This window comes from Leptotrichia sp. oral taxon 498 (assembly GCF_002240055.1).
Lineage (GTDB): Bacteria > Fusobacteriota > Fusobacteriia > Fusobacteriales > Leptotrichiaceae > Leptotrichia > Leptotrichia rugosa.
Window position 1 is genome coordinate 1,894,295 of record NZ_CP016753.1, and the last position, 18,885, is coordinate 1,913,179.

General features: G+C 30.3%; 18 protein-coding genes. 7 read left to right on the forward strand and 11 right to left on the reverse strand.

The window, feature by feature from the left end:
* The first annotated feature begins 81 nt into the window (after window positions 1-81).
* Window positions 82-1,464, forward strand: a complete 1,383-nt coding sequence (locus tag BCB68_RS09385) for a hemolysin family protein (protein WP_094080539.1) — start codon at window positions 82-84, stop codon at window positions 1,462-1,464.
* A complete protein-coding gene (locus BCB68_RS09390; protein WP_094080540.1) occupies window positions 1,457-2,845 on the forward strand; it encodes an NCS2 family permease in 1,389 nt (462 codons plus the stop codon). The genes BCB68_RS09385 and BCB68_RS09390 overlap by 8 nt, the downstream gene beginning before the upstream one ends.
* Window positions 2,846-2,906: 61 nt before the next feature.
* Here BCB68_RS09390 and BCB68_RS09395 read toward each other — a convergent pair whose 3' ends face one another.
* Both BCB68_RS09395 and rlmN read right to left on the reverse strand, forming a co-directional pair.
* A complete protein-coding gene (locus BCB68_RS09395) occupies window positions 2,907-4,958 on the reverse strand; it encodes a transglycosylase domain-containing protein (protein ID WP_094080541.1) in 2,052 nt (683 codons plus the stop codon).
* A 16-nt stretch (window positions 4,959-4,974) separates the two neighbouring features.
* Window positions 4,975-6,036 carry a 23S rRNA (adenine(2503)-C(2))-methyltransferase RlmN gene (gene rlmN, locus BCB68_RS09400; RefSeq protein ID WP_094080542.1) on the reverse strand — a complete coding sequence of 354 codons (1,062 nt, stop codon included), beginning with the start codon at window positions 6,034-6,036 and terminating at the stop codon, window positions 4,975-4,977.
* A gap of 242 nt (window positions 6,037-6,278) precedes the next feature.
* On the opposite strand from rlmN, the gene fabV reads away from it, so the two are divergent.
* Window positions 6,279-7,472, forward strand: coding sequence for an enoyl-ACP reductase FabV (fabV, locus tag BCB68_RS09405; RefSeq protein ID WP_094080543.1), 1,194 nt, complete (start codon window positions 6,279-6,281; stop codon window positions 7,470-7,472).
* A 188-nt stretch (window positions 7,473-7,660) separates the two neighbouring features.
* Here the strand turns inward: fabV and pyrE are convergent, their stop codons facing one another.
* Window positions 7,661-8,296, reverse strand: a complete 636-nt coding sequence (gene pyrE / locus BCB68_RS09410) for an orotate phosphoribosyltransferase (RefSeq protein WP_094080544.1) — start codon at window positions 8,294-8,296, stop codon at window positions 7,661-7,663.
* Window positions 8,289-9,566 carry a dihydroorotase gene (locus BCB68_RS09415; protein WP_094080545.1) on the reverse strand — a complete coding sequence of 426 codons (1,278 nt, stop codon included), beginning with the start codon at window positions 9,564-9,566 and terminating at the stop codon, window positions 8,289-8,291. Before BCB68_RS09415 ends, pyrE begins: the two co-directional genes overlap by 8 nt.
* 246 nt (window positions 9,567-9,812) lie before the next feature.
* Here BCB68_RS09415 and BCB68_RS09420 point away from each other — a divergent pair, with 246 nt between their 5' ends.
* Both BCB68_RS09420 and BCB68_RS09425 read left to right on the forward strand, forming a co-directional pair.
* Entirely contained in the window at window positions 9,813-10,526 is a 714-nt protein-coding gene (locus BCB68_RS09420; RefSeq protein WP_094080546.1) for an AzlC family ABC transporter permease, read from the forward strand.
* Complete coding sequence (locus tag BCB68_RS09425) at window positions 10,519-10,848, forward strand: AzlD domain-containing protein (protein WP_094080547.1); 330 nt, start codon at window positions 10,519-10,521, stop codon at window positions 10,846-10,848. The genes BCB68_RS09420 and BCB68_RS09425 overlap by 8 nt, the downstream gene beginning before the upstream one ends.
* Window positions 10,849-10,884: 36 nt before the next feature.
* Here BCB68_RS09425 and BCB68_RS09430 read toward each other — a convergent pair whose 3' ends face one another.
* From BCB68_RS09430 to BCB68_RS09445, 4 genes are read right to left on the reverse strand one after another with little or no spacing between them, the layout of a single operon-like run.
* Window positions 10,885-12,102 carry a DUF4272 domain-containing protein gene (locus BCB68_RS09430; protein ID WP_094080548.1) on the reverse strand — a complete coding sequence of 406 codons (1,218 nt, stop codon included), beginning with the start codon at window positions 12,100-12,102 and terminating at the stop codon, window positions 10,885-10,887.
* A gap of 25 nt (window positions 12,103-12,127) precedes the next feature.
* Window positions 12,128-12,538: a hypothetical protein gene (locus BCB68_RS09435; protein ID WP_237048625.1), complete on the reverse strand. Its 411-nt coding sequence runs from the start codon at window positions 12,536-12,538 to the stop codon at window positions 12,128-12,130.
* 15 nt (window positions 12,539-12,553) lie between these two features.
* Window positions 12,554-14,110 (reverse strand): magnesium transporter, encoded by a 1,557-nt coding sequence (mgtE, locus tag BCB68_RS09440; protein WP_094080550.1) that lies wholly within the window; start codon window positions 14,108-14,110, stop codon window positions 12,554-12,556.
* Between the two features lie 35 nt (window positions 14,111-14,145).
* Window positions 14,146-14,643 carry an NUDIX hydrolase gene (locus BCB68_RS09445; RefSeq protein WP_094080551.1) on the reverse strand — a complete coding sequence of 166 codons (498 nt, stop codon included), beginning with the start codon at window positions 14,641-14,643 and terminating at the stop codon, window positions 14,146-14,148.
* A 193-nt stretch (window positions 14,644-14,836) separates the two neighbouring features.
* Here BCB68_RS09445 and BCB68_RS09450 point away from each other — a divergent pair, with 193 nt between their 5' ends.
* Window positions 14,837-16,456, forward strand: coding sequence for an ABC-F family ATP-binding cassette domain-containing protein (locus tag BCB68_RS09450; RefSeq protein ID WP_094080552.1), 1,620 nt, complete (start codon window positions 14,837-14,839; stop codon window positions 16,454-16,456).
* 128 nt (window positions 16,457-16,584) lie between these two features.
* On the opposite strand, the gene rpmA is transcribed toward BCB68_RS09450, so the two are convergent.
* From rpmA to rplU, 3 genes are read right to left on the reverse strand one after another with little or no spacing between them, the layout of a single operon-like run.
* Complete coding sequence (rpmA, locus tag BCB68_RS09455; protein WP_094080553.1) at window positions 16,585-16,878, reverse strand: 50S ribosomal protein L27; 294 nt, start codon at window positions 16,876-16,878, stop codon at window positions 16,585-16,587.
* A 39-nt stretch (window positions 16,879-16,917) separates the two neighbouring features.
* The gene (locus BCB68_RS09460) at window positions 16,918-17,247 is read right to left on the reverse strand and encodes a ribosomal-processing cysteine protease Prp (protein ID WP_094080554.1); all 330 of its coding nucleotides are present in this window, start codon (window positions 17,245-17,247) and stop codon (window positions 16,918-16,920) included.
* Between the two features lie 19 nt (window positions 17,248-17,266).
* On the reverse strand, window positions 17,267-17,569 hold the full coding sequence (rplU, locus tag BCB68_RS09465; RefSeq protein WP_094080555.1) for a 50S ribosomal protein L21: 303 nt from the start codon (window positions 17,567-17,569) through the stop codon (window positions 17,267-17,269).
* Between the two features lie 269 nt (window positions 17,570-17,838).
* On the opposite strand from rplU, the gene pfkA reads away from it, so the two are divergent.
* Window positions 17,839-18,801, forward strand: coding sequence for a 6-phosphofructokinase (gene pfkA / locus BCB68_RS09470; RefSeq protein WP_094080556.1), 963 nt, complete (start codon window positions 17,839-17,841; stop codon window positions 18,799-18,801).
* Window positions 18,802-18,885 lie beyond the last annotated feature (84 nt).

Below are 18,885 nucleotides of genomic sequence, written 5' to 3' on the forward strand. Positions count from 1 at the left end.
TTTATCTTGTCATTTCCTTTTTTTATTTAAAAAAATATGTTATAATATCGTTAATCAAAAAAATTTAGGAGGAAATTAAAAATGTCCGAGGGCAATTTATTATTACAAATAGTAATAATAATTATTTTAACTGGAATTAATGCTTTTTTTTCTGCAGCGGAGATGTCCATTGTTTCAGTCAATAAAAACAAGATAAAAATTTTAATTGAAGAAGGAAATAAAAAAGCAATTTTATTAAATAATTTACTTAGTGAACCAAGTAAATTTTTATCAACAATTCAAGTTGGAATAACTCTTGCAAGTTTTTTTGCATCTGCATCGGCTGCGACTGGTTTATCGCACTATTTTTCTGATTTTTTTCAAAAATTTAAAATTCCTTATGCAAGTCAGTTTTCTATGATTTTAATGACTTTCCTGCTTTCATATATAACTCTTGTTTTTGGAGAACTTATTCCAAAAAGGATCGCACTTAGGGACTCTGAAACAATTGCACTTCGTACTATCGATGTTATTGTTTTCGTCTCAAAAATATTTTCACCGTTTGTAAAATTTTTGACACTTTCGACAAATTTAATTTTGACTATTTTGAAAATGAAAGAAGACAATATTGAAGAAAAAGTTTCTAAAGAAGAACTTCGTTCGCTTGTAGAAGTTGGTCAAGAACATGGTGTAATTAATGAAGCTGAAAAAGAAATGATAGAAAATATAATTGTATTTGACGAAAAAATTGCACGGGAAATTATGATTCCGAGAACGAAAGTTTTCTTGGTTAATAAAAATATTTCGGTCAAAGAATTGTTTGAAGCAAAGGAAATCGAGCGATATTCTAGAATCCCAGTTTATGAAGAAGAAGCGGATAATATAATCGGAGTTTTAATGACAAAAGATTTGATGATCGAAGCTTATAAAAAGGGATTTGAAAATGTAAATATTGAAAGTTTGGTACAAGAAGCCTACTTTGTGCCAGAAACTAAAAATGTGAATGAACTGTTTAGTGAAATGCAGATGGAAAAAAAACATATTGCTATTTTAATTGATGAGTACGGTGGTTTTTCAGGAATTGTCACTTTAGAGGATTTAATCGAAGAAGTTATGGGAAATATATCAGATGAATTTGACGACGAAGATTTAATGATAACAAAATTGCCATTTTCAAAAAATAAATATTTAGTAAATGGTGAAATTTCTTTAAATGACTTAAATGACAATTTTCATTTTAATTTGGATTCTAAATATTATGACACGCTAAGTGGATTTTTAATCGAAAAACTTGGATATATTCCAGAAGATTCTGAAAATATAGAGCCAATACAAATTGGAAAAGTTATTTTTAAACCGCAGATGGTAAAAAATAAAAAAATTGAAAAAATTATTATGACTTTGAATAACGCAGAAAATAACGAAAACAGCGAAAAAAGTAAAAAAATTGAAAAAAATAAAGGAGATAAAAAAGAAAATGAATAATTCAAACGATATAAAATTGGAAAATCTATCAGGTCTTAAAAGGCTTTTTCCACTTTTGGCAAATAAAAATATTGACATGAAAAAAGAAATTGGTGCAGGACTTACAACTTTTCTTACAATGGCTTACATCATTGCAGTAAATCCTGATATTTTGTCCAAAACTGGTATGAATGCAGGAGCTCTTGTTACAGCAACTTGTCTTTCAGCGGCACTTGGTTGCTTTATAATGGGACTTATCGCAAACTTACCTTTTGCTTTAGCGTCTGGAATGGGATTAAATGCTTTTTTTGCATTTACTGTCGTCCTAAAGGGTGGAGCAACTTGGCAAATGGCTTTAACTGCAGTATTTATTGAAGGTATCATATTTATTTTACTGACAATGTTTAAAATTAGGGAAGCTGTTGTAAATTCGATTCCTGAAAACATGAAACATGCTGTTACAGGTGGAATTGGAGTTTTTATTGCATTTGTGGGATTTTCTGGAAGTGGACTTGTAGTTGCAAATGAGTCGACTAAAGTCAGCATGGGACACTTTTCACCAGCGGTGATAATTTCATTTATTGGTCTTTTCGTAATCGCCATTTTAGATAAAAAACGAGTTAAAGGTTCTATTCTTTATGGAATCGTAGTAAGTTCAATACTAGCTTGGCTATTTGCGATAATAAATCCAAAAGAAGCAGCTGAACTAAAAATCTTTTTGCCAAAAGGAATTTTTGAATTCAAGTCAATGACGCCGATTATAGGAAAATTAGATTTTTCATTTTTTAAAGACTTGAGATCATTTAGCAACTTTTTTGTCATAATTTGCACATTTTTATTTGTAGACTTTTTTGACACAGTAGGAACTCTTATTGGAGTTTGTTCAAAAGCAAATATGCTAGATGAGAATGGAAATGTACCAAATGTTGGTCGTGCCCTTATGGCTGATGCGATTGCAACAACTTTGGGAGCAACACTTGGTGTATCGACAGTTACAACTTATGTGGAAAGTTCGACAGGCGTTCTAGCTGGAGGAAGAACTGGATGGACAGCAATTACAACAGGAGTTTTATTTTTATTTTCAATGTTTTTCTCACCAATATTTATAGCAATTCCTGCATGTGCAACTGCTCCTGCTTTAATTTATGTAGGATATTTGATGTTGAGCTCAGTTAAGCAAATTGATTTGCACGATGTTTTAGAAGGTGTTCCAGCTTTTATCACAATCACTACGATGGCACTTACATACAGCATTGGAGATGGATTGACATTAGGAATTTTATCATATGTTTTAATAAATTTACTTTATAATTTATTTGCAAAAAAAGAAGATAAAAGACCTGTTTCAACAGTTATGGTTATTTTAGCGATTTTATTCATAATAAAATTATTATTTATTTAGTTTTAAAATTAAAAAAAATTACTCACTTATTTTATTATTTATTAAGTGAGTAATTTTTATTTTAAAATCTTATTCCACCTCTAAATTTATTGTCATATTCTATCGGCTCTGTTCCAGCTTTAAATAACATCGTTCTCTTATTTACGCCGTCCGTATCAAGCAGTCCATTTTCCAAGTCAATATCTCTCGTTGTCAAATCTTTTCTCTTGATGTAATCGTCAATAAACTCAAATACTCCGACATTATAATTTGGCAAATCCACAACCGACTGCATATAGTTTTTCCAAATTGGTGCTGCAGCTGATCCTCCTGTCATTCCAGTTCCCATTGACTTGTTGTCATCATTTCCAACATACACGACTGTCGCAAGAGTTGGTGTATAGCCTGTAAACCAAGCTGACACATAATCTGAAGTCGTTCCAGTTTTTCCAGCCATTGGAATTAACTGACCATTTTTAAATACTTTTGCCGATTGACCAGTTCCGTAATTTACAGCATTTTCTAGCATATATGTAAGAACTGCCACATCTTTTGAATCGTAAACTTTTTTCATTTTAGGTTTCGCTTCATAAATGACTTCACCATATTTATTTTCAACTTTGTAAATATATTGTGGCTCAACTTGATAACCTCCATTTGCAAGTGCTGCATAAAACATCGCCATATCTGAAGGTTTTGTAGAAATTGACCCTAGCGCCAATGTAAAGTTCTTAGGAAAATCTCCTCCAACCACTCCAGCATCTCGCCAGACTTTCTCAGCTTTGGAAATTCCCACATACTGCAATAATTTTACAGGAATTATGTTGTTTGAAATTTCTATTGCCTTGTCTAAAGTCATACTGTCTCTATAACTTCCATCAAAGTTTTTAGGCGACCAATTGTTGATTTTTATTGGTGAATCTTCCATCACACTTGCCATCGTCATTTTTTTCTGCAACGCTGCTAAATACACTATTGGCTTAAATGATGAACCTGGTTGCCGCAGCGAACTCACAGCACGGTTAAAGTTTCCTTTTTTATAATCCTTCCCGCCAACCATCGCTTTTACAAACCCATTGCTCGGATCTATCGAATACAGCGCTCCGTTTAACTCAGCTTTGGTTTTTAGATTGTAATTGCTGTTAAAAGCTTTGTATGCCGCTCTTTGCAAATCTAAATCAACAGTTGCGTAAACTTTATAACCGTCAAATAAAAATTTCTGATCTTCTTCCGATATTTTCAAAATTTTTCTCAATTCACTTAACACAATTGTTGTAAACTCTGGCGCAACGTTTGAAGTTGAAATTTGCTCTTCTTCATTTCGGCTCTTTATATCCCCATTTTTAAAGACAATTTTTTCATTAATTGCATCATTATACTGTTCATCATTTATAAATCCATATTCTCTCATTTGATGCAAGACTATTTTTTGTCTTTCAAGCGCATATTTCAATTTTGAATATTTTGTTGGAGACTTTGGAAGACTTGCTAAAATTGCTGCTTGTGCAATTGTTAAATTTTTAGGTTCTCTGTTAAAATATTTGATTGCCGCATTTTTTATTCCATAGGCACCTTGTCCAAAATAAATTGTATTTAAATAATTTTCCAAAATTTCATCTTTTGTATATTTTCTTTCAATTTCTATCGCCAAAATCGCTTCTTTTAATTTTCTTGACACAGTTTGTTCTGGTGATAAAAACGCATTTTTTGCAAGTTGCTGTGTTATTGTACTTCCACCTTCACGGCGTTTTCCTGTAACCGTCAAAAATATCGCTCTAGCCGTACGAATAAAATCTATTCCGTGATGACTTCTAAATTTTCTGTCCTCTATCGCTAAAAAAGCATTTTGTACATCTTCTGGAATATCTCCAATCCCAATTGGTGCACGATTTTGAACCATTATCGTATCAATTTGATTTCCATTCATATCATAAATAACCGATGGTGAAACTGGCGCATATCCATCTATTAAATCAACTGGCGTTTCTCTTTGCACAGTATAAACTAAATATGCTCCCGCTCCTATCCCAATTACACAAAAAAATAAAAAAACTTTTAAAAGAAAAGTACGAAGTTTAAATTTCTTTTTTGGTTTTTTTACTTTTTCTTTTTTTTCTGAATTCTCCTTTTTCATCTGTTAGTCCTACCTTTCAAAAAGTTATTTTGTTTTTTTCTAATTGATTTTCAGCTCTTAATTGTCCACAAGCTGCCGCAATGTCTTGACCTTTTGTTTCCCTAAGCGTCACATTAACATTTCTATCCTTTAATATCTTATAAAATTCTCTTTGCTTTGATTTTGACGGCGTCTTATAAATTTTACCTCCAACTGGATTATATGGAATGAGATTTACAAGGCAGTTAAACGAACTTAAAAATTCCGCTAATTCTCTTGCATCTTTTGGTTCGCAATTTAACTCATCAATTAAAATATATTCAAACGTGATTCGATTTTTTGTCTTTTTCTGATACTCTAAAAGCGCTTCCTTTAATTTATTTACATTCCAAGTTTTATTTATTGGCATGATTTGATTTCTAATTTCATCTCTCACCGAATGAAGAGAAATTGCCAAATGAATTTGAGATTCATCTACTGTAAATTTTTTTATCACTGGAACTACTCCGCTCGTCGAAATTGTAAAATTTCTTTTAGAAAAATTTTGTCCTTTTTCAGAATTTAATATATTTATTGAGGAAAGCACGGCACAATAATTTGAAAAAGGCTCTCCCATTCCCATATAAACAACATTTCCAAGTTTTTTTCCACGCTTTAAAAGATGTTTCTGAACGTAGTAATATTGAAGCAAAATCTCTGAAACAGACAAATTGCGCTCGTAACCCATCAGAGCTGTCGCACAAAAATCACAGTTCATAAGACATCCAATTTGCGATGAAACACAGAGCGTGTACCTATTCTTGTGAGTTATTAATACGCTCTCAATAAATTTTTTATCATTTAATTCAAAAAGAAATTTTTCCGTTTCTTTGTCTTCTGAAATTTGATGAGTTTTAAATTCTAATTTTTTCACAAAAAAGCTTTTTTTCAAAATTTCTCTATCTTTTTTTGAAATATTTGAAAAATTGTCAAAGTTAAACTCAAGTTTGCTGTGAAGCCAGTCGAATACTTGATTTGCATTAAATTTTTTGAGTCCTGCCAAAAGAAATTTTTCTTGTAACTCCTCCAAATTTAATCCTAAAATATCAATTTTTTCCATATTTTTATTTTTCTCTCTCCTTTTTTACTTTTAAAACTTTCACATTTAATATCATATCACATTTTTTAAAATATTTATACAATTTTTTAAATTTAAAAAAAATAAATAAATTACTTTGATTATCAAAATTATAAATTTTATTTTTAAAAAAAATAATTCTTGTAAAAAATATAAAAAATATGGTATTATTTAGATAAATGTATGAAAAATGATTTTTTTAATAATTAAATTAGGAGGAAATAATGGTAATAAAACCTAGATTAAAAGGTGGATTAGCTCTGACTAATCACCCAATAGGAGCAAAAGAATTTGTAAAAAGACAAATTGACTATATAAAATCACAAGATAAATATACAGGACCAAAAAAAGTTTTAATAATAGGTTCATCGTCGGGATACGGGCTTTCAACAAGAATTTCACTAGCTTTCGGTGCTGGAGCCGAAACAATTGGAGTCGCATTTGAAAAAGGTGTTGAAGGAAAAAGAATTGGTTCTGCTGGTTGGTGGAATACAATAGCCTTTACTGAAGCTGCGAAAAAAGAAGGAATACCTGCAAAAAATTTTATTGGGGACGCTTTTTCCAACGAAATGAAAGATGAAGTCATAAAATACATAAAAGAAGAATTTGGTGGAAAAATTGACTTAGTAATTTATAGCTTGGCAAGTGGAGTGAGAACTGACCCAAAAGATGGAAAAACTTACAGATCTGCACTAAAATCTACAAAAGAAGAAATCACAGGTCCTACAATAAATTTTGAAAAAGAAACAATGGAAGAAACTACAATGGAAATTGCCACACCTGAAGAAATTAAGAGCACAGTAAAAGTAATGGGTGGTGAAGACTGGAAACTGTGGATTGAAGCTCTTTCAAATGCAAATGTCCTAGCAGATGGGTTTAAAACAGTAGCTTATTCATATTTAGGACCAAAAGTAACTTACGGAATTTACAAAGACGGTACAATTGGAGCTGCAAAAAGAGATTTAGAACATACAGCTGATATTTTAAATGACTATTTAAAAGAAAAAGTCAATGGAGAAGCATATGTTTCACTAAGTAAAGCGCTAATGACAAGAGCTAGTGCTGTTATTCCAATATTTCCGCTATATGCTGCATTACTTTATAAAGTTATGAAAGAAAAAGGAATTCACGAAGGAACAATTCAGCAAAAACATAGATTACTAAAAGATATGGTTTATGGAAATAACCGTGTAATTGATGATGAGAGAAGATTAAGACCTGACAACTTGGAAATGAGAGAAGATGTCCAAGCTGAGGTAGAAGCTTTATGGGACAAAGTAACACCTGAAAATTTTAAGGAAGTTAGTGATTACAAAGGTGCAAGAGAAGAATTCATGCAATTAAATGGATTTGATTTTGACAATGTCGACTACGATGCTGACATTGACATCGAAGAATTAGCAAAACTTCGTCCATAATTTTAAAATAAAAATTACGCTGAAAATTTGTAATTTTAACTTTTTAGAAGTCTGAAATTATAAATAATCAGCGATTTTTTTATCCTTTATTTTTTCATTTCATTTTTTTAATTTATCTTTTCAAAATTTTAAAATTTAAATATTTTGATTTTAGTTCAAATTATTTTATTTTTGAGCAAAATCCAAATTTATTTAACTCCCCAAGTATTTGGACTTTTACTCCATTCAAGTGCAATTTCTGCTTCTTCTTTTGTCAAATAATCTGTATTTTTAAGTAAATTTATCAAAACATTAAAATTTGACAGGGAACTAAATTTACAGTTAAACTTGTTATAATTTTCTTTTGCGGCATCAAATCCATAAGTAAAAATTGATTTTACTTCCATATCAGCCACTCCTTCTTTTTGAAGCACATCAACGGCAATTAAGCTGCTTTTCCCCGTCGTAATCAAATCTTCAATTACAACAACCTTTTTCCCTTTGACTTCAGCACCTTCAATCTGTTTTCCAGCTCCGTGATCTTTTGGTTTATTTCTAACATACGCAAGAGGTTTTTTCATTCTGTCCGCAATAAATGAGGCCCAAGGAATTCCCGCAGTTGCAACTCCCACAATTACATCTGCATCACTGTCAATTGCCTGTACAAATCCATCTACAATGACATCTCTCTCATCAGAAAATCCCAAGACAAATCTGTTGTCACAATAAATTGGACTTTTTATTCCAGACGCAAATGTAAAAGGTTCATTTACATTGATTTTCACCGCTTTTACATCAAATAACGCCTTTGCCACTCTCTCTTCCAAACTTAAATTTTTACTCATAAAATTCTACTTCCCTTCCATTTTCTAACCTATCACTAAATTTTCCATTTTCAAAAACAATTTTCCCATTAACAATTGTCAAAATATTTTTGCCTTTTAATTTCCAGTTTTCATAAGGTGTCCAGCCACATTTTGATTCAATTTTGTCGTCAATTCCAACAGTCCATTCTTTAGATAAATCAACAGCTATAATATCTGCAAAATATCCTTCTTCCAACTTTCCTCTTTTTCTGATTTTCATTATTTTTGCAGGACTTTCACACATCAGTTTTTGAATTGTTTCCAATTTCACTCTTTTTTCATTATAGGCATTTAGCATTAAAGCAAGTGAAGTTTCCACTCCTGGCATTCCAAAAGTTATCTTTTCTAATTTTTCTGAAATTAGGTGTGGTGCATGATCCGTTCCAATTGTATCAATTTCACCATTATTTAACGCTTCCCACAAAAATTCATTGTCAGCTTTTGTTCTAAGTTCTGGTTTCATTCTCAAAAGCATTTTATTTCTTTTGGTACTTTCTCTAATTTCTTCGTTCAAAAACAAGTGATGTGGTGTAACTTCTGCATAAATGGGATGCTTTTCGTTGTTAAAATCCTTATCTTTTTTCGCATTCAAAACTTTAATCAATTCTTCTTTTGACGGAATGTGGCAGACATAAAGTCCATTTCCATAATCTTTATTAAGTTTTAGTGCTTTGTCAATCATCTCATTTTCAGCATGAACCAACACTAATTTAGAATTTTCAAACACTTTTTTTAAAATTTCGTCATCTTCAATAAGCATTTCTCCTGTCGAAACATTCATAAATATTTTTACAGTATTTACTTTGCCGCTTTCAATAACTTTTTTTATTTCACTGGCGTTATTATTTTTACTTCCACCAAAATGAAATCCATAATTTACAATAGATTTTCTAGCCGCCAATTTCTTTTTTTCTTCCAGCGCTTTTAAACTTGTCGTCGTCGGAATTGTATTTGGCATATCATAAAATGTTGTAATTCCTGCTTTAGCACATGCTCTGCTTCCTGTTGCAAAATCTTCTTTATAAGTAAATCCTGGCTCTCTCATATGCGTATGAATATCAATAACTCCTGGCATTACTAATTTCCCGTTCAAATCAATAATTTTTAGATTCTTGTTGCTATTTTCTTTCTTAAATTCTTCAATTTCACTTTCCAAAATTTTTTCGCCAACTTTAAAAATTTTATCGTCTAAAATTAAAAGCTCAATTTGTTTTCCAAAAACATCAACACCATTTTTCAAAAATAACACTTTTTTCTCCTTTCTATCTCTATTTTGCTTTTATATTTTACCACAATAAATAATTTTTGTCTTTTTATTTTTTATTTCTCGAATGATATTTCCTAATTTTTTTTATTTTCTAAATTAAAAAGGTTAAATTAACGAGAAAATTGTGATATAATTTTTAAATAATATTATTTATTTAATAAGAAATTTTAATATTTATTATTTAAAAAATATAAATAATAATAACTATAAATAACAGAAGGGAAAAGAATGATTAACACAAAAAAATATTTAAAAGGCCTAAAAGCTGGAATTGGAATGGGAGTTGCATATATTCCATTTGGTCTGACAGTTGGGCTGATTGCTAAAAATAACGGAATGTATACGATTGTTACGGCAGCGATGTCATTTGGAATTTATGCCGGTGGCTCGGAAGCTATGCTTTTGAAAATGGTTTATGTGCAGCATTCTACAGCGATTGAAGTCATAATTTCAGTACTTATGATAAATTTGAGATATTTGCTTTTAAATTTACTAATTTTCAGGCAATTAAAAAATGGAACTAAATTATTTGAAAAAATACTTGTTGGAGTTGGACTTACTGATGAAACGATAACTTATGCGATTATAAAGGAAGAAAATTCACCTTGGTATATAATTGGGCTAAATACAATTCCATATTTATGCTATGCTGGAAGCTCTGTTCTAGGCTCACTTTTTGGAAATATGATACCTGAAGTTTTTCGTGCAAGTCTAAGTTTTATTTTATATTCAATATATTTTAGTTTACTTGTAATGTCCCTGCAAAAATTGCCAAAATTTTTTGAAGTTGTAATTTATGTAATTGCCGCAAAACTGGCATTTATGTATTTGCCAATTTTAAATAAAGTAAGTAGCGGATGGGCAATGATTTTAATTATGATAGGTTCAAGTTTAATTTATGCGGTAAGACATAGAAAGGATGAGGTAAAAGAAAATGAATAATTTGGAAGTTTTTAAAGTAATTGTCATTTCGGCGTTGGTAACAGTGGCTTTAAGGCTTTTGCCGCTGTTTGTAAAGATTCCAAAAAATCCGATAATGAATAAATTTTTTGAGGCATTGCCGTATTCGGTACTGGCACTTATGATTTTTCCGGATATTTTCACTTCAGGCGGTACAACTCCTTATGACATTGTAAAAATATTGATTGGAATGGGTGTCGTTGCTTTTTTATCACTAAAAAGATTTGGACTTGGAATTATTGTTTCGGTGTCGCTTGTTATGATATTTTTATTTGATTTGGCAAAGATTTATTTGATAAAATAAAAAAGAAGCGAGATTTTTTTTTATTACTTTTTATTTTTATGTATGAATAACTATTTCTTCCATTGGTATATCACTCTGAACCACCCATTCAAGGCCCAATCTTGTAAAATATAAAATACTTTCATTTACAATTCTGCTGTAACCATTTAATTTTATTTCAACATTCGCCCAATTTAATCGATACATATAATCTAATACATCCAAAATCTGATTTTTGGAACGAATCTCACACTTTCTTGCAAATGATTTTAAATTTTCATTTTCTAAAATCTCAATTATCTCCGCCAAATCAGAAAAATTATTTAAATCTGGCAATTTATCAATGGACAAAACCCATAAAAGTGTCTGCGCCGTTTCCAGTCTAAAATAAAACTCCACATTTAATTGATAATTTTCCTTTTTATTTTCCAAAAATTCTCTTTCCCGCTTTGTTAAAAATTCCTTAAACTGATATTTCTTCTCAAAAATCCCAATTATATCATTCAAATTTTTTAACATATTCTCTTTTTTCTCAAGAAATGTCTGCGATGCAATTCTAGTTATGACAATTGCCACAACTTTTCTTATAATTTCCCATTTTTTTCTTATTTTTACATCTTTTTCAGATATATTCACTTCCATTTTATCGTAAAACGGCATTTTATCTTTTTCCATTAACTTTATATTTCTTTCCATTCTGTCAGCATCTTCTTTTGTCTGCTCAAAATTTTCAAACATTTTTTCAGAAAGTGGCGGAATAAAATCTGAAAAATCCCATTTTTCTTCATCTCGCACAAGATTTTTTTTGTCATAATGATAATGTTTTAATCTTTTTGCTATTAAAAATTTTTGAAATCCGTAAAAAAACTCAGTTACTTTTTTTCTTAAAAGTTCATCATCGTCTCTTTTATTTTTATTTAACATTTCAACGGCTATCAATATTCTAGTATATTTTGAAATTTCTTTTTCATTCAAATTTTTAAAAGTTTCAAATTTTAACTTTTCTAAAAACAGCTCCATAAAAAATTCAGTTTCCAAAATATATTTGGGACTTGGATTTACTTGAATTGACAATTTTCTATCATTTTTTAAAACTAAAAAAAACTTTTTTGTCTTTGATGTTATCTCTTTGTCAGCTTCATTAGTAACTGACTTTATTTTATCAGCGTATGCTTCAAAAAAATTTTTTAAAATTTTCTCTTCCGTTTTATCTTTTGAAAAGCAGATAATCAATCTTTCTTTTCGTTTCTTTCTAAAAAACTCTAACACACCCACAGTAATTTTTTTCCTTTCTTAAAATTTAGTTTTCAAAATTATCCAATTCCTTTTCTAGTATAGTAATTATACTTGCTCCCGCCGGTATCATTTCCAAAATTTTTTGATAAAGTTCTTTTCTTTTATTTCGGCACGCTTTTAAAAATATAAGACAATCCTGTTTTTTTCTAAGTCTTAAATTATAACCATCGACCAAAAAAATTCTAAAATTCATAGTCTGAAAAGTTCCTCTTTTTATAAACATTCTAGTAAGTATTGCCATAGTAACTTCATTAATGTTAAAATAAATTTCTTTTTTTCTAATCCGATTTATAAATGTAAATATAAATTCCCCATCTAACTCTTCCAATTTTTCAGATTTATATTTTATCTTTTCTGATATTTTTCTAAAAATAAAATATAAAACATAAAATATCAATATATAAACTATTATCACAATTTTCTCCTTTTTCTAAACTAATCTATTCAAGAACACCGTTGCCAAACTTAAAAAAATCAAAAAGCCAAAGCAATCTGTCGCAGTTGTGAGCACGACAGCTGATGCCATCGCTGGATCAATTTTCATCGCTTTTAGTGTAATTGGAATCAAAAAACCTATCATACAGGCGATTACTAAATTTCCTACCATCGCTAAAAACACAATAAGACCCATATAAAAATTTCCACAAAATGCCCATATTATTGCGCCACACAAAATTCCTAAAAGCGCTCCGTTAATTGCTCCAACCAAAAAAGTTTTTGCGATTATTCCTATTGTATCTTTAAAATCGACTTCTCCCAATGCTAATGCCCGAATTGTTACTGAAAGTGCCTGTGTCCCTGCATTTCCACCCATTCCACTAATAATTGTCATTATTGATGACAAGATAACTACTTTTTCCACAGTTCCTGAAAATAATTTTATAACAAACGATGCCAAGAAAGCTGTTCCTAAATTTATTACAAGCCACGGGAGTCTCTGTTTTACTGAAAACCAAAAACTTGAATAAATTTCTTCTTCTTCCGAAACTCCTCCTAATTTTAAAATATCTTCTGTATTTTCTTCTTGAATTACATCTATTATGTCATCTATCGTAATGATTCCCAAAATAATTTTTTTGTGATTTGTAACTGGAACTACTTTTAAATCATATCTTGAAACTAGCCTTGCCACTTCTTCCTGATCCTGTTCGACATAGACATATTTGGGATTATCGTCCATAATATCCACTAATTTTGTGTCATCAGAAGAAATTAAAATATCTCTTAAATCTACTTCGCCTATCAGCTCTTTTTTTTTGTTTGTCACAAAAATCGTTTCTATAACTTCAGTTCGTGGAGCAATCACTTTTAATTTTTTCATGACATCTTTCACTTCGAGATTTCCTTTAAATGCTATGTATTGAGTCGTCATAATACCTCCAGCGGTATCCTCTTCATAACCCAATAACTCTCTTATTTTATTTGCTTGTGAACGCTTCATTTTATTAAGTATCGATTTACTTTTTTGAATATCAATAAATCCCAGAATATCGGCAACATCGTCTGGTGACATATAGCTTAAAATATCAATTGCTTCTTCATCTGAAAGTAAATCTATAATTCTAGTTTGCAGCTCTTCATCCGCCTGTTCCAAAATTCCCGCTTTATTTTCATCGCTCATAAGCTCAAAAATTCTTATTAATTCATCGTCTTTAAGTTCTTCAAAACTTTCTGCAACATCAATCGAATGATTGTCATCCAAATACTCTTCCAGCTCTTTTTCAGTTTCAATTTTCTGGATTTCCTGCGCCATTTCCTCAGGCGAAAATCTTTCCTCTTCTTCTTCAACTTCTTCATCGTCCGAAATACGCTCTCTAATTTCTTTTTTTAATTTTTCTACATCTTCTTCTGAAATTTCTGAATTTTGAAAATTTTCTAAATTTTCTTTACTTTTTTTACTCTCTTCACTACTTTCTTTATTTTTTCTATTTTCTAAACTTTCTTCAAAATCTTTTTCAAAATTTTCTTTATTTTTTACATTTTTCATCCAGCACCTCTCTTTTTTTGTAAACTAAATTTTATTTATAATTTTGAAAAATAAGTTACCGCAAGTACAGTTTTCATATCCCGTGTAACATTCAAAATGTCTTTCACATCGACCCACAAAACTTTCAAGTCTTCTCCGTGGTCAAGTGACAGCTCTTTTGGTTTAATTTTGTCGGATTTCAATCTTGCGCCGTAAAAATGCAAACTTTCAGTCGTATATCCTGGAGATACATAAAGTCCATGCGGCAATTTTTTTATATCCGTTAAATCTTCCTTAACATATCCCGTTTCTTCTCTAAGCTCTCTAAAAACCGCTTCATCAGGGTTTTCCCCCGGATCTATCAGTCCAGCACAAATTTCTACCATATAGCCTTTTGGTCCAGGTCTATACTGTTTTACCAAAATCACTTTTTCTTTAGTTTCATTAAACAAAACTATGCATACTGCATCAGATTTTGCCAAATACTCCAATGTTATTCCAGTTGTCGGATGTAACATTTTTTCCCCTTTTAAAAATTTAAAACTGCTATCCATTTTTATTTTCCTTTCTATAATTTATCTATAATTTTAAATTTCATTCAAAAATTTTTCTCTTTCTTATTTTATCAGTTATTCCAAAAAAAATAAAGTAATTTATTACAAAATTTAAAATTTTCTTTATTTTAAGCACTTTTTTTGATATAATATAACTAATTATAAAATAAAATATTAACAGGGAGGAATTTATTTGATAGCTACAAGTAACTTATCAGTTCAATTTGGTTCAAGAAAACTTTTTGACGAAGTAAACATAAAATTTACAGAAGGAAACTGCTATGGAATAATTGGTCCAAATGGAGCAGGAAAATCTACATTTTTAAAAGTTTTAACAGGAGAAATGGAATCAACTTCAGGAGAAGTTATTATAGACAAAGGAAAAAGATTATCTTTTCTGAAACAGGATCACTTCGCTTACGAAGATGAAGAAGTATTAAATGTCGTAATGATGGGACATACAAAATTATACGACATCATGAAACAAAAAGAAGCACTTTATTCAAAAGAAGAATTTACCGAAGAAGATGGAAATCTAGCTACTGAACTGGAAGGGGAATTTGCTGAATTAGATGGCTGGGACGCAGAAACAAACGCTGAAAAATTTTTAATTGGACTTGGAATCAATGCCGAATCGCATCATAAATTAATGAAAGAATTGACGGAGCCAGAAAAAGTAAAAGTGCTATTAGCACAGGCAATTTTTGGAAATCCAGATATTTTATTATTGGATGAGCCTACAAATGGACTTGACTTACATGCTGTAAAATGGCTGGAAGACTTTTTGATGGATTTGGAAAATACGACAGTTTTAGTTGTTTCACACGACAGACACTTTTTAAATAAAGTTTGTACTCACATTGCCGATATTGATTACGGAAAAATTAAAATGTTTGTCGGAAACTATGATTTCTGGTACGAATCAAATCAACTTATGCAAGAATTAATAAGAAACCAAAATAAAAAATTAGAACAAAAGAAAAAGGAATTACAGGACTTTATTGCTCGATTTTCTGCCAACGCCTCAAAATCAAAACAGGCGACTAGCCGTAAAAAACAATTAGAAAAACTACAATTTGAAGATATGCAAATCTCAAACCGTAAATATCCGTATATTGAGTTCAAACCTGAGCGTGAAGCTGGAAACAACATGTTAAAAGTGGAAAATTTATCAAAAACTGTAGATGGGGAAAAAGTCATTGATAACATTTCATTTACAATAAATACTGGTGACAAAGTTGTAATTTTATCAAATAATGATATTGCCAAAACTACTCTTTTCCAACTTTTAGCCGGAGAAATTGAGCCTGATGAAGGAAAAATTGAATGGGGTGTTACAACTTCTCAAAGTTATTTTCCAAAAGACAATTCCAAATACTTTGAAGGTGTGGATTTATCGCTAATTGACTGGCTAAGACAATTTTCAAATGACCAGCACGAAGAATATGTGAGAGGATTTTTAGGAAGAATGCTATTTTCTGGTGAAGAAGCTACAAAAAAAGCAAAAGTCTTATCAGGAGGAGAAAAAGTTAGATGTATGCTGTCAAAAATGATGCTATCGAATGCCAATGTCTTACTTTTGGATAATCCGACCGACCATTTGGATTTGGAAAGTATCACTTCATTAAATAAATCTCTGGAAAGATTCCCAGGAACAATTTTATTTACGACACACGACCATGAATTTATTCAGACAATTGCAAACAAAATAATCGAAATCACACCAAAAGGAATTCTTGAGAAAGAAATGGAATATGACGACTATTTAAACGATGAAAACGTACAAGAAAAATTAGAAGAAATGTATAAATAGTTTTTTTAATAATACCATTTCTCATTTAAACAGTAGATTTATAATAAAATTTTTTTATAAGTAAATGAATATAAAAAAACTATCTCGAATCAATTGTACGAGATAGTTTATTTTTTTATTTAATTTATTTATGCTTCAACTCTTTCAGGGTAAATACTAACTCTTTTTTTACCTTTTCCAAATTTTTCAAATTTTACAAATCCATCTGCTACTGCAAATAAAGTGTAATCTTTTCCTAATTTTGCATTAGTTCCTGCATAAAATTTAGTTCCTCTTTGTCTTACGATAATGTTTCCTGATTTTACAGCTTCTCCATCATATTTTTTAATTCCTAAATATTTAGGATTTGAATCTCTACCATTTCTAGTTGAACCTTGTCCTTTTTTTGAGGCAAATAACTGTAAATTTAATTTTAATATCATTTCTGACCTCCTTGTTTATTCTTTCGCTAATTTTTTAATTTACTCAAATTTTACAAATTCTTTGTATTCATATGCAATATCTTTCAAATAAGAATACATTGATTCTGTCAAAATGTCGACTTTTTTAAATTCTTCCTCTGTTAAATTAGAATTTTGCAAATCACAAATTAACTTTCCGCTCTCATCTATTTCATATTTTATTTTACCATTTAACTTCAAAATTTCTAAAATTCCATTTAAAGCCATCTGTGAAACAGATGAAACTGCTGCACACACAATATCTTCACCGCGATCAGCATAACCTGCGTGCTCACTAATTTTAAAATACACAATTCTATCTTTTTTTCGCTTTATTTTTATCTTTATCATTTTTCTCTTTAAAAACTAATTATATTGATTTAATTTCAATAGTTGTATATTGTTGTCTGTGACCTTTTTTTCTGTAATAAGTTTTTTTGTTGTATTTGAAGTTGATTTTTTTCTCACCTTTTCCATGTTCTTTAACTGTTGCCACAACCTTTGCACCTTCTACAAAAGGAGCACCAACTGTTACATTGTCACCTTCTCCTACCATAAGAACTTCTTTAATTTCGATTTCTGAATTAACTTCAGCTGCTAATTTTTCCACTTTTAACACAGTTCCAACTTCTACTTTGTACTGTTTTCCACCTGTTTTAATTACTGCAAACATTTAAGTTCACCTCCACATTATTTTTATTTTTTTCGCTATATTTGGTATTAGCCACCAATTCTAAGCGTAAAAATATTTTACTACATTTTCTTTTATTTGTCAAACTTTTTGAAACAACATTTCCTATTTTCATAGGATTAATAAAAATACCGTAAATATTAAAAAAACAGAAAAAATTATTTTAGTATTGACATTCAAAATCAAAAATGATAATATTAAATTGTAAAGGTAAGAAAAATAAAACTCGTTTTAGAAGGAGAGTAACTATAATGAAAAGAATTGCGATATTAACAAGTGGTGGAGATTCACAAGGTATGAATACTGCTATAAGAGCCGTTACTAAAGCCGCTATAAACAAAGGAATGGAAGTTTATGGTATAAGAAGAGGATATAAAGGTATGCTTGAAGATCAAATCTTTCCATTAACATTGTTAGATGTAAGCGGAATTGCTGATAAAGGAGGAACAATTCTACTATCAGCAAGACTTCCAGAATTTAAAGATCCTAAAGTTAGAGCAAGAGCTGCAGCTAATTTGAAGAAGTATGGAATTGACGGACTAGTTGTAATCGGCGGGGACGGTTCATTCCACGGTGCACATTACTTGTATGAAGAACATGGGATTAAAACAATCGGAATACCAGGAACTATTGATAATGATGTAGCTGGAACTGACTATACAGTTGGTTATGATACAGCATTAAATATTATATTGGATGCCATCTCAAAATTGAAAGATACTGCTACTTCTCATGAAAGAACATATTTAGTAGAAGTAATGGGAAGAAACTGTGGAGATTTAGCTCTTTATTCTGCAATAGCAGGTGGAGCAAGTGGAGTTATGATTCCAGAAACTGAAAGTTCAATTGATGACTTGGCAGAAGTAATCAAAAAAAGACGTTCAGAGGGTAAATTATACGATATAATCGTTGTTGCTGAAGGAGTAGGAAATGTTGTGCAAATTAAAGACGAATTGGCTAAAAAAGTTGATACAAGTATAAGAGTAACTATATTAGGACATATTCAAAGAGGTGGAGCACCTACAGCATCTGATAGAATTCTAGCAACAAGATTAGGAGTTAAAGCAGTTGAATTAATAGAAGAAGGAAAAGGTGGATTGATGGTTGGAATTCAAAGTGAAGAAGTTACAACTCACAAATTATCTTACGCTTGGGAAAACTATTCAAAGGCATCTTCAGCCGACTATGTAATAGCAAATATGTTATCACTATAATATTAGTAAATGAATTTTCCTGTGGTTTTTGCAGGATTCATTGATATAAAGACAATGAAAGATATTTTTTAGGAGGAAAAGACA

What these genes read in the sequence shown, in the direction of transcription:
- BCB68_RS09385 (WP_094080539.1), top strand. Translation starts at nt 82, where the DNA reads ATGTCCGAGGGCAATTTATTATTACAAATAGTAATAATAATTATTTTA.
- BCB68_RS09390 (WP_094080540.1), top strand. Translation starts at nt 1,457, where the DNA reads ATGAATAATTCAAACGATATAAAATTGGAAAATCTATCAGGTCTTAAA.
- BCB68_RS09395 (WP_094080541.1), bottom strand. Translation starts at nt 4,958, where the DNA reads ATGAAAAAGGAGAATTCAGAAAAAAAAGAAAAAGTAAAAAAACCAAAA.
- rlmN (WP_094080542.1), bottom strand. Translation starts at nt 6,036, where the DNA reads ATGGAAAAAATTGATATTTTAGGATTAAATTTGGAGGAGTTACAAGAA.
- fabV (WP_094080543.1), top strand. Translation starts at nt 6,279, where the DNA reads ATGGTAATAAAACCTAGATTAAAAGGTGGATTAGCTCTGACTAATCAC.
- pyrE (WP_094080544.1), bottom strand. Translation starts at nt 8,296, where the DNA reads ATGAGTAAAAATTTAAGTTTGGAAGAGAGAGTGGCAAAGGCGTTATTT.
- BCB68_RS09420 (WP_094080546.1), top strand. Translation starts at nt 9,813, where the DNA reads ATGATTAACACAAAAAAATATTTAAAAGGCCTAAAAGCTGGAATTGGA.
- BCB68_RS09425 (WP_094080547.1), top strand. Translation starts at nt 10,519, where the DNA reads ATGAATAATTTGGAAGTTTTTAAAGTAATTGTCATTTCGGCGTTGGTA.
- mgtE (WP_094080550.1), bottom strand. Translation starts at nt 14,110, where the DNA reads ATGAAAAATGTAAAAAATAAAGAAAATTTTGAAAAAGATTTTGAAGAA.
- BCB68_RS09445 (WP_094080551.1), bottom strand. Translation starts at nt 14,643, where the DNA reads ATGGATAGCAGTTTTAAATTTTTAAAAGGGGAAAAAATGTTACATCCG.
- rpmA (WP_094080553.1), bottom strand. Translation starts at nt 16,878, where the DNA reads ATGATATTAAAATTAAATTTACAGTTATTTGCCTCAAAAAAAGGACAA.
- BCB68_RS09460 (WP_094080554.1), bottom strand. Translation starts at nt 17,247, where the DNA reads ATGATAAAGATAAAAATAAAGCGAAAAAAAGATAGAATTGTGTATTTT.
- rplU (WP_094080555.1), bottom strand. Translation starts at nt 17,569, where the DNA reads ATGTTTGCAGTAATTAAAACAGGTGGAAAACAGTACAAAGTAGAAGTT.
- pfkA (WP_094080556.1), top strand. Translation starts at nt 17,839, where the DNA reads ATGAAAAGAATTGCGATATTAACAAGTGGTGGAGATTCACAAGGTATG.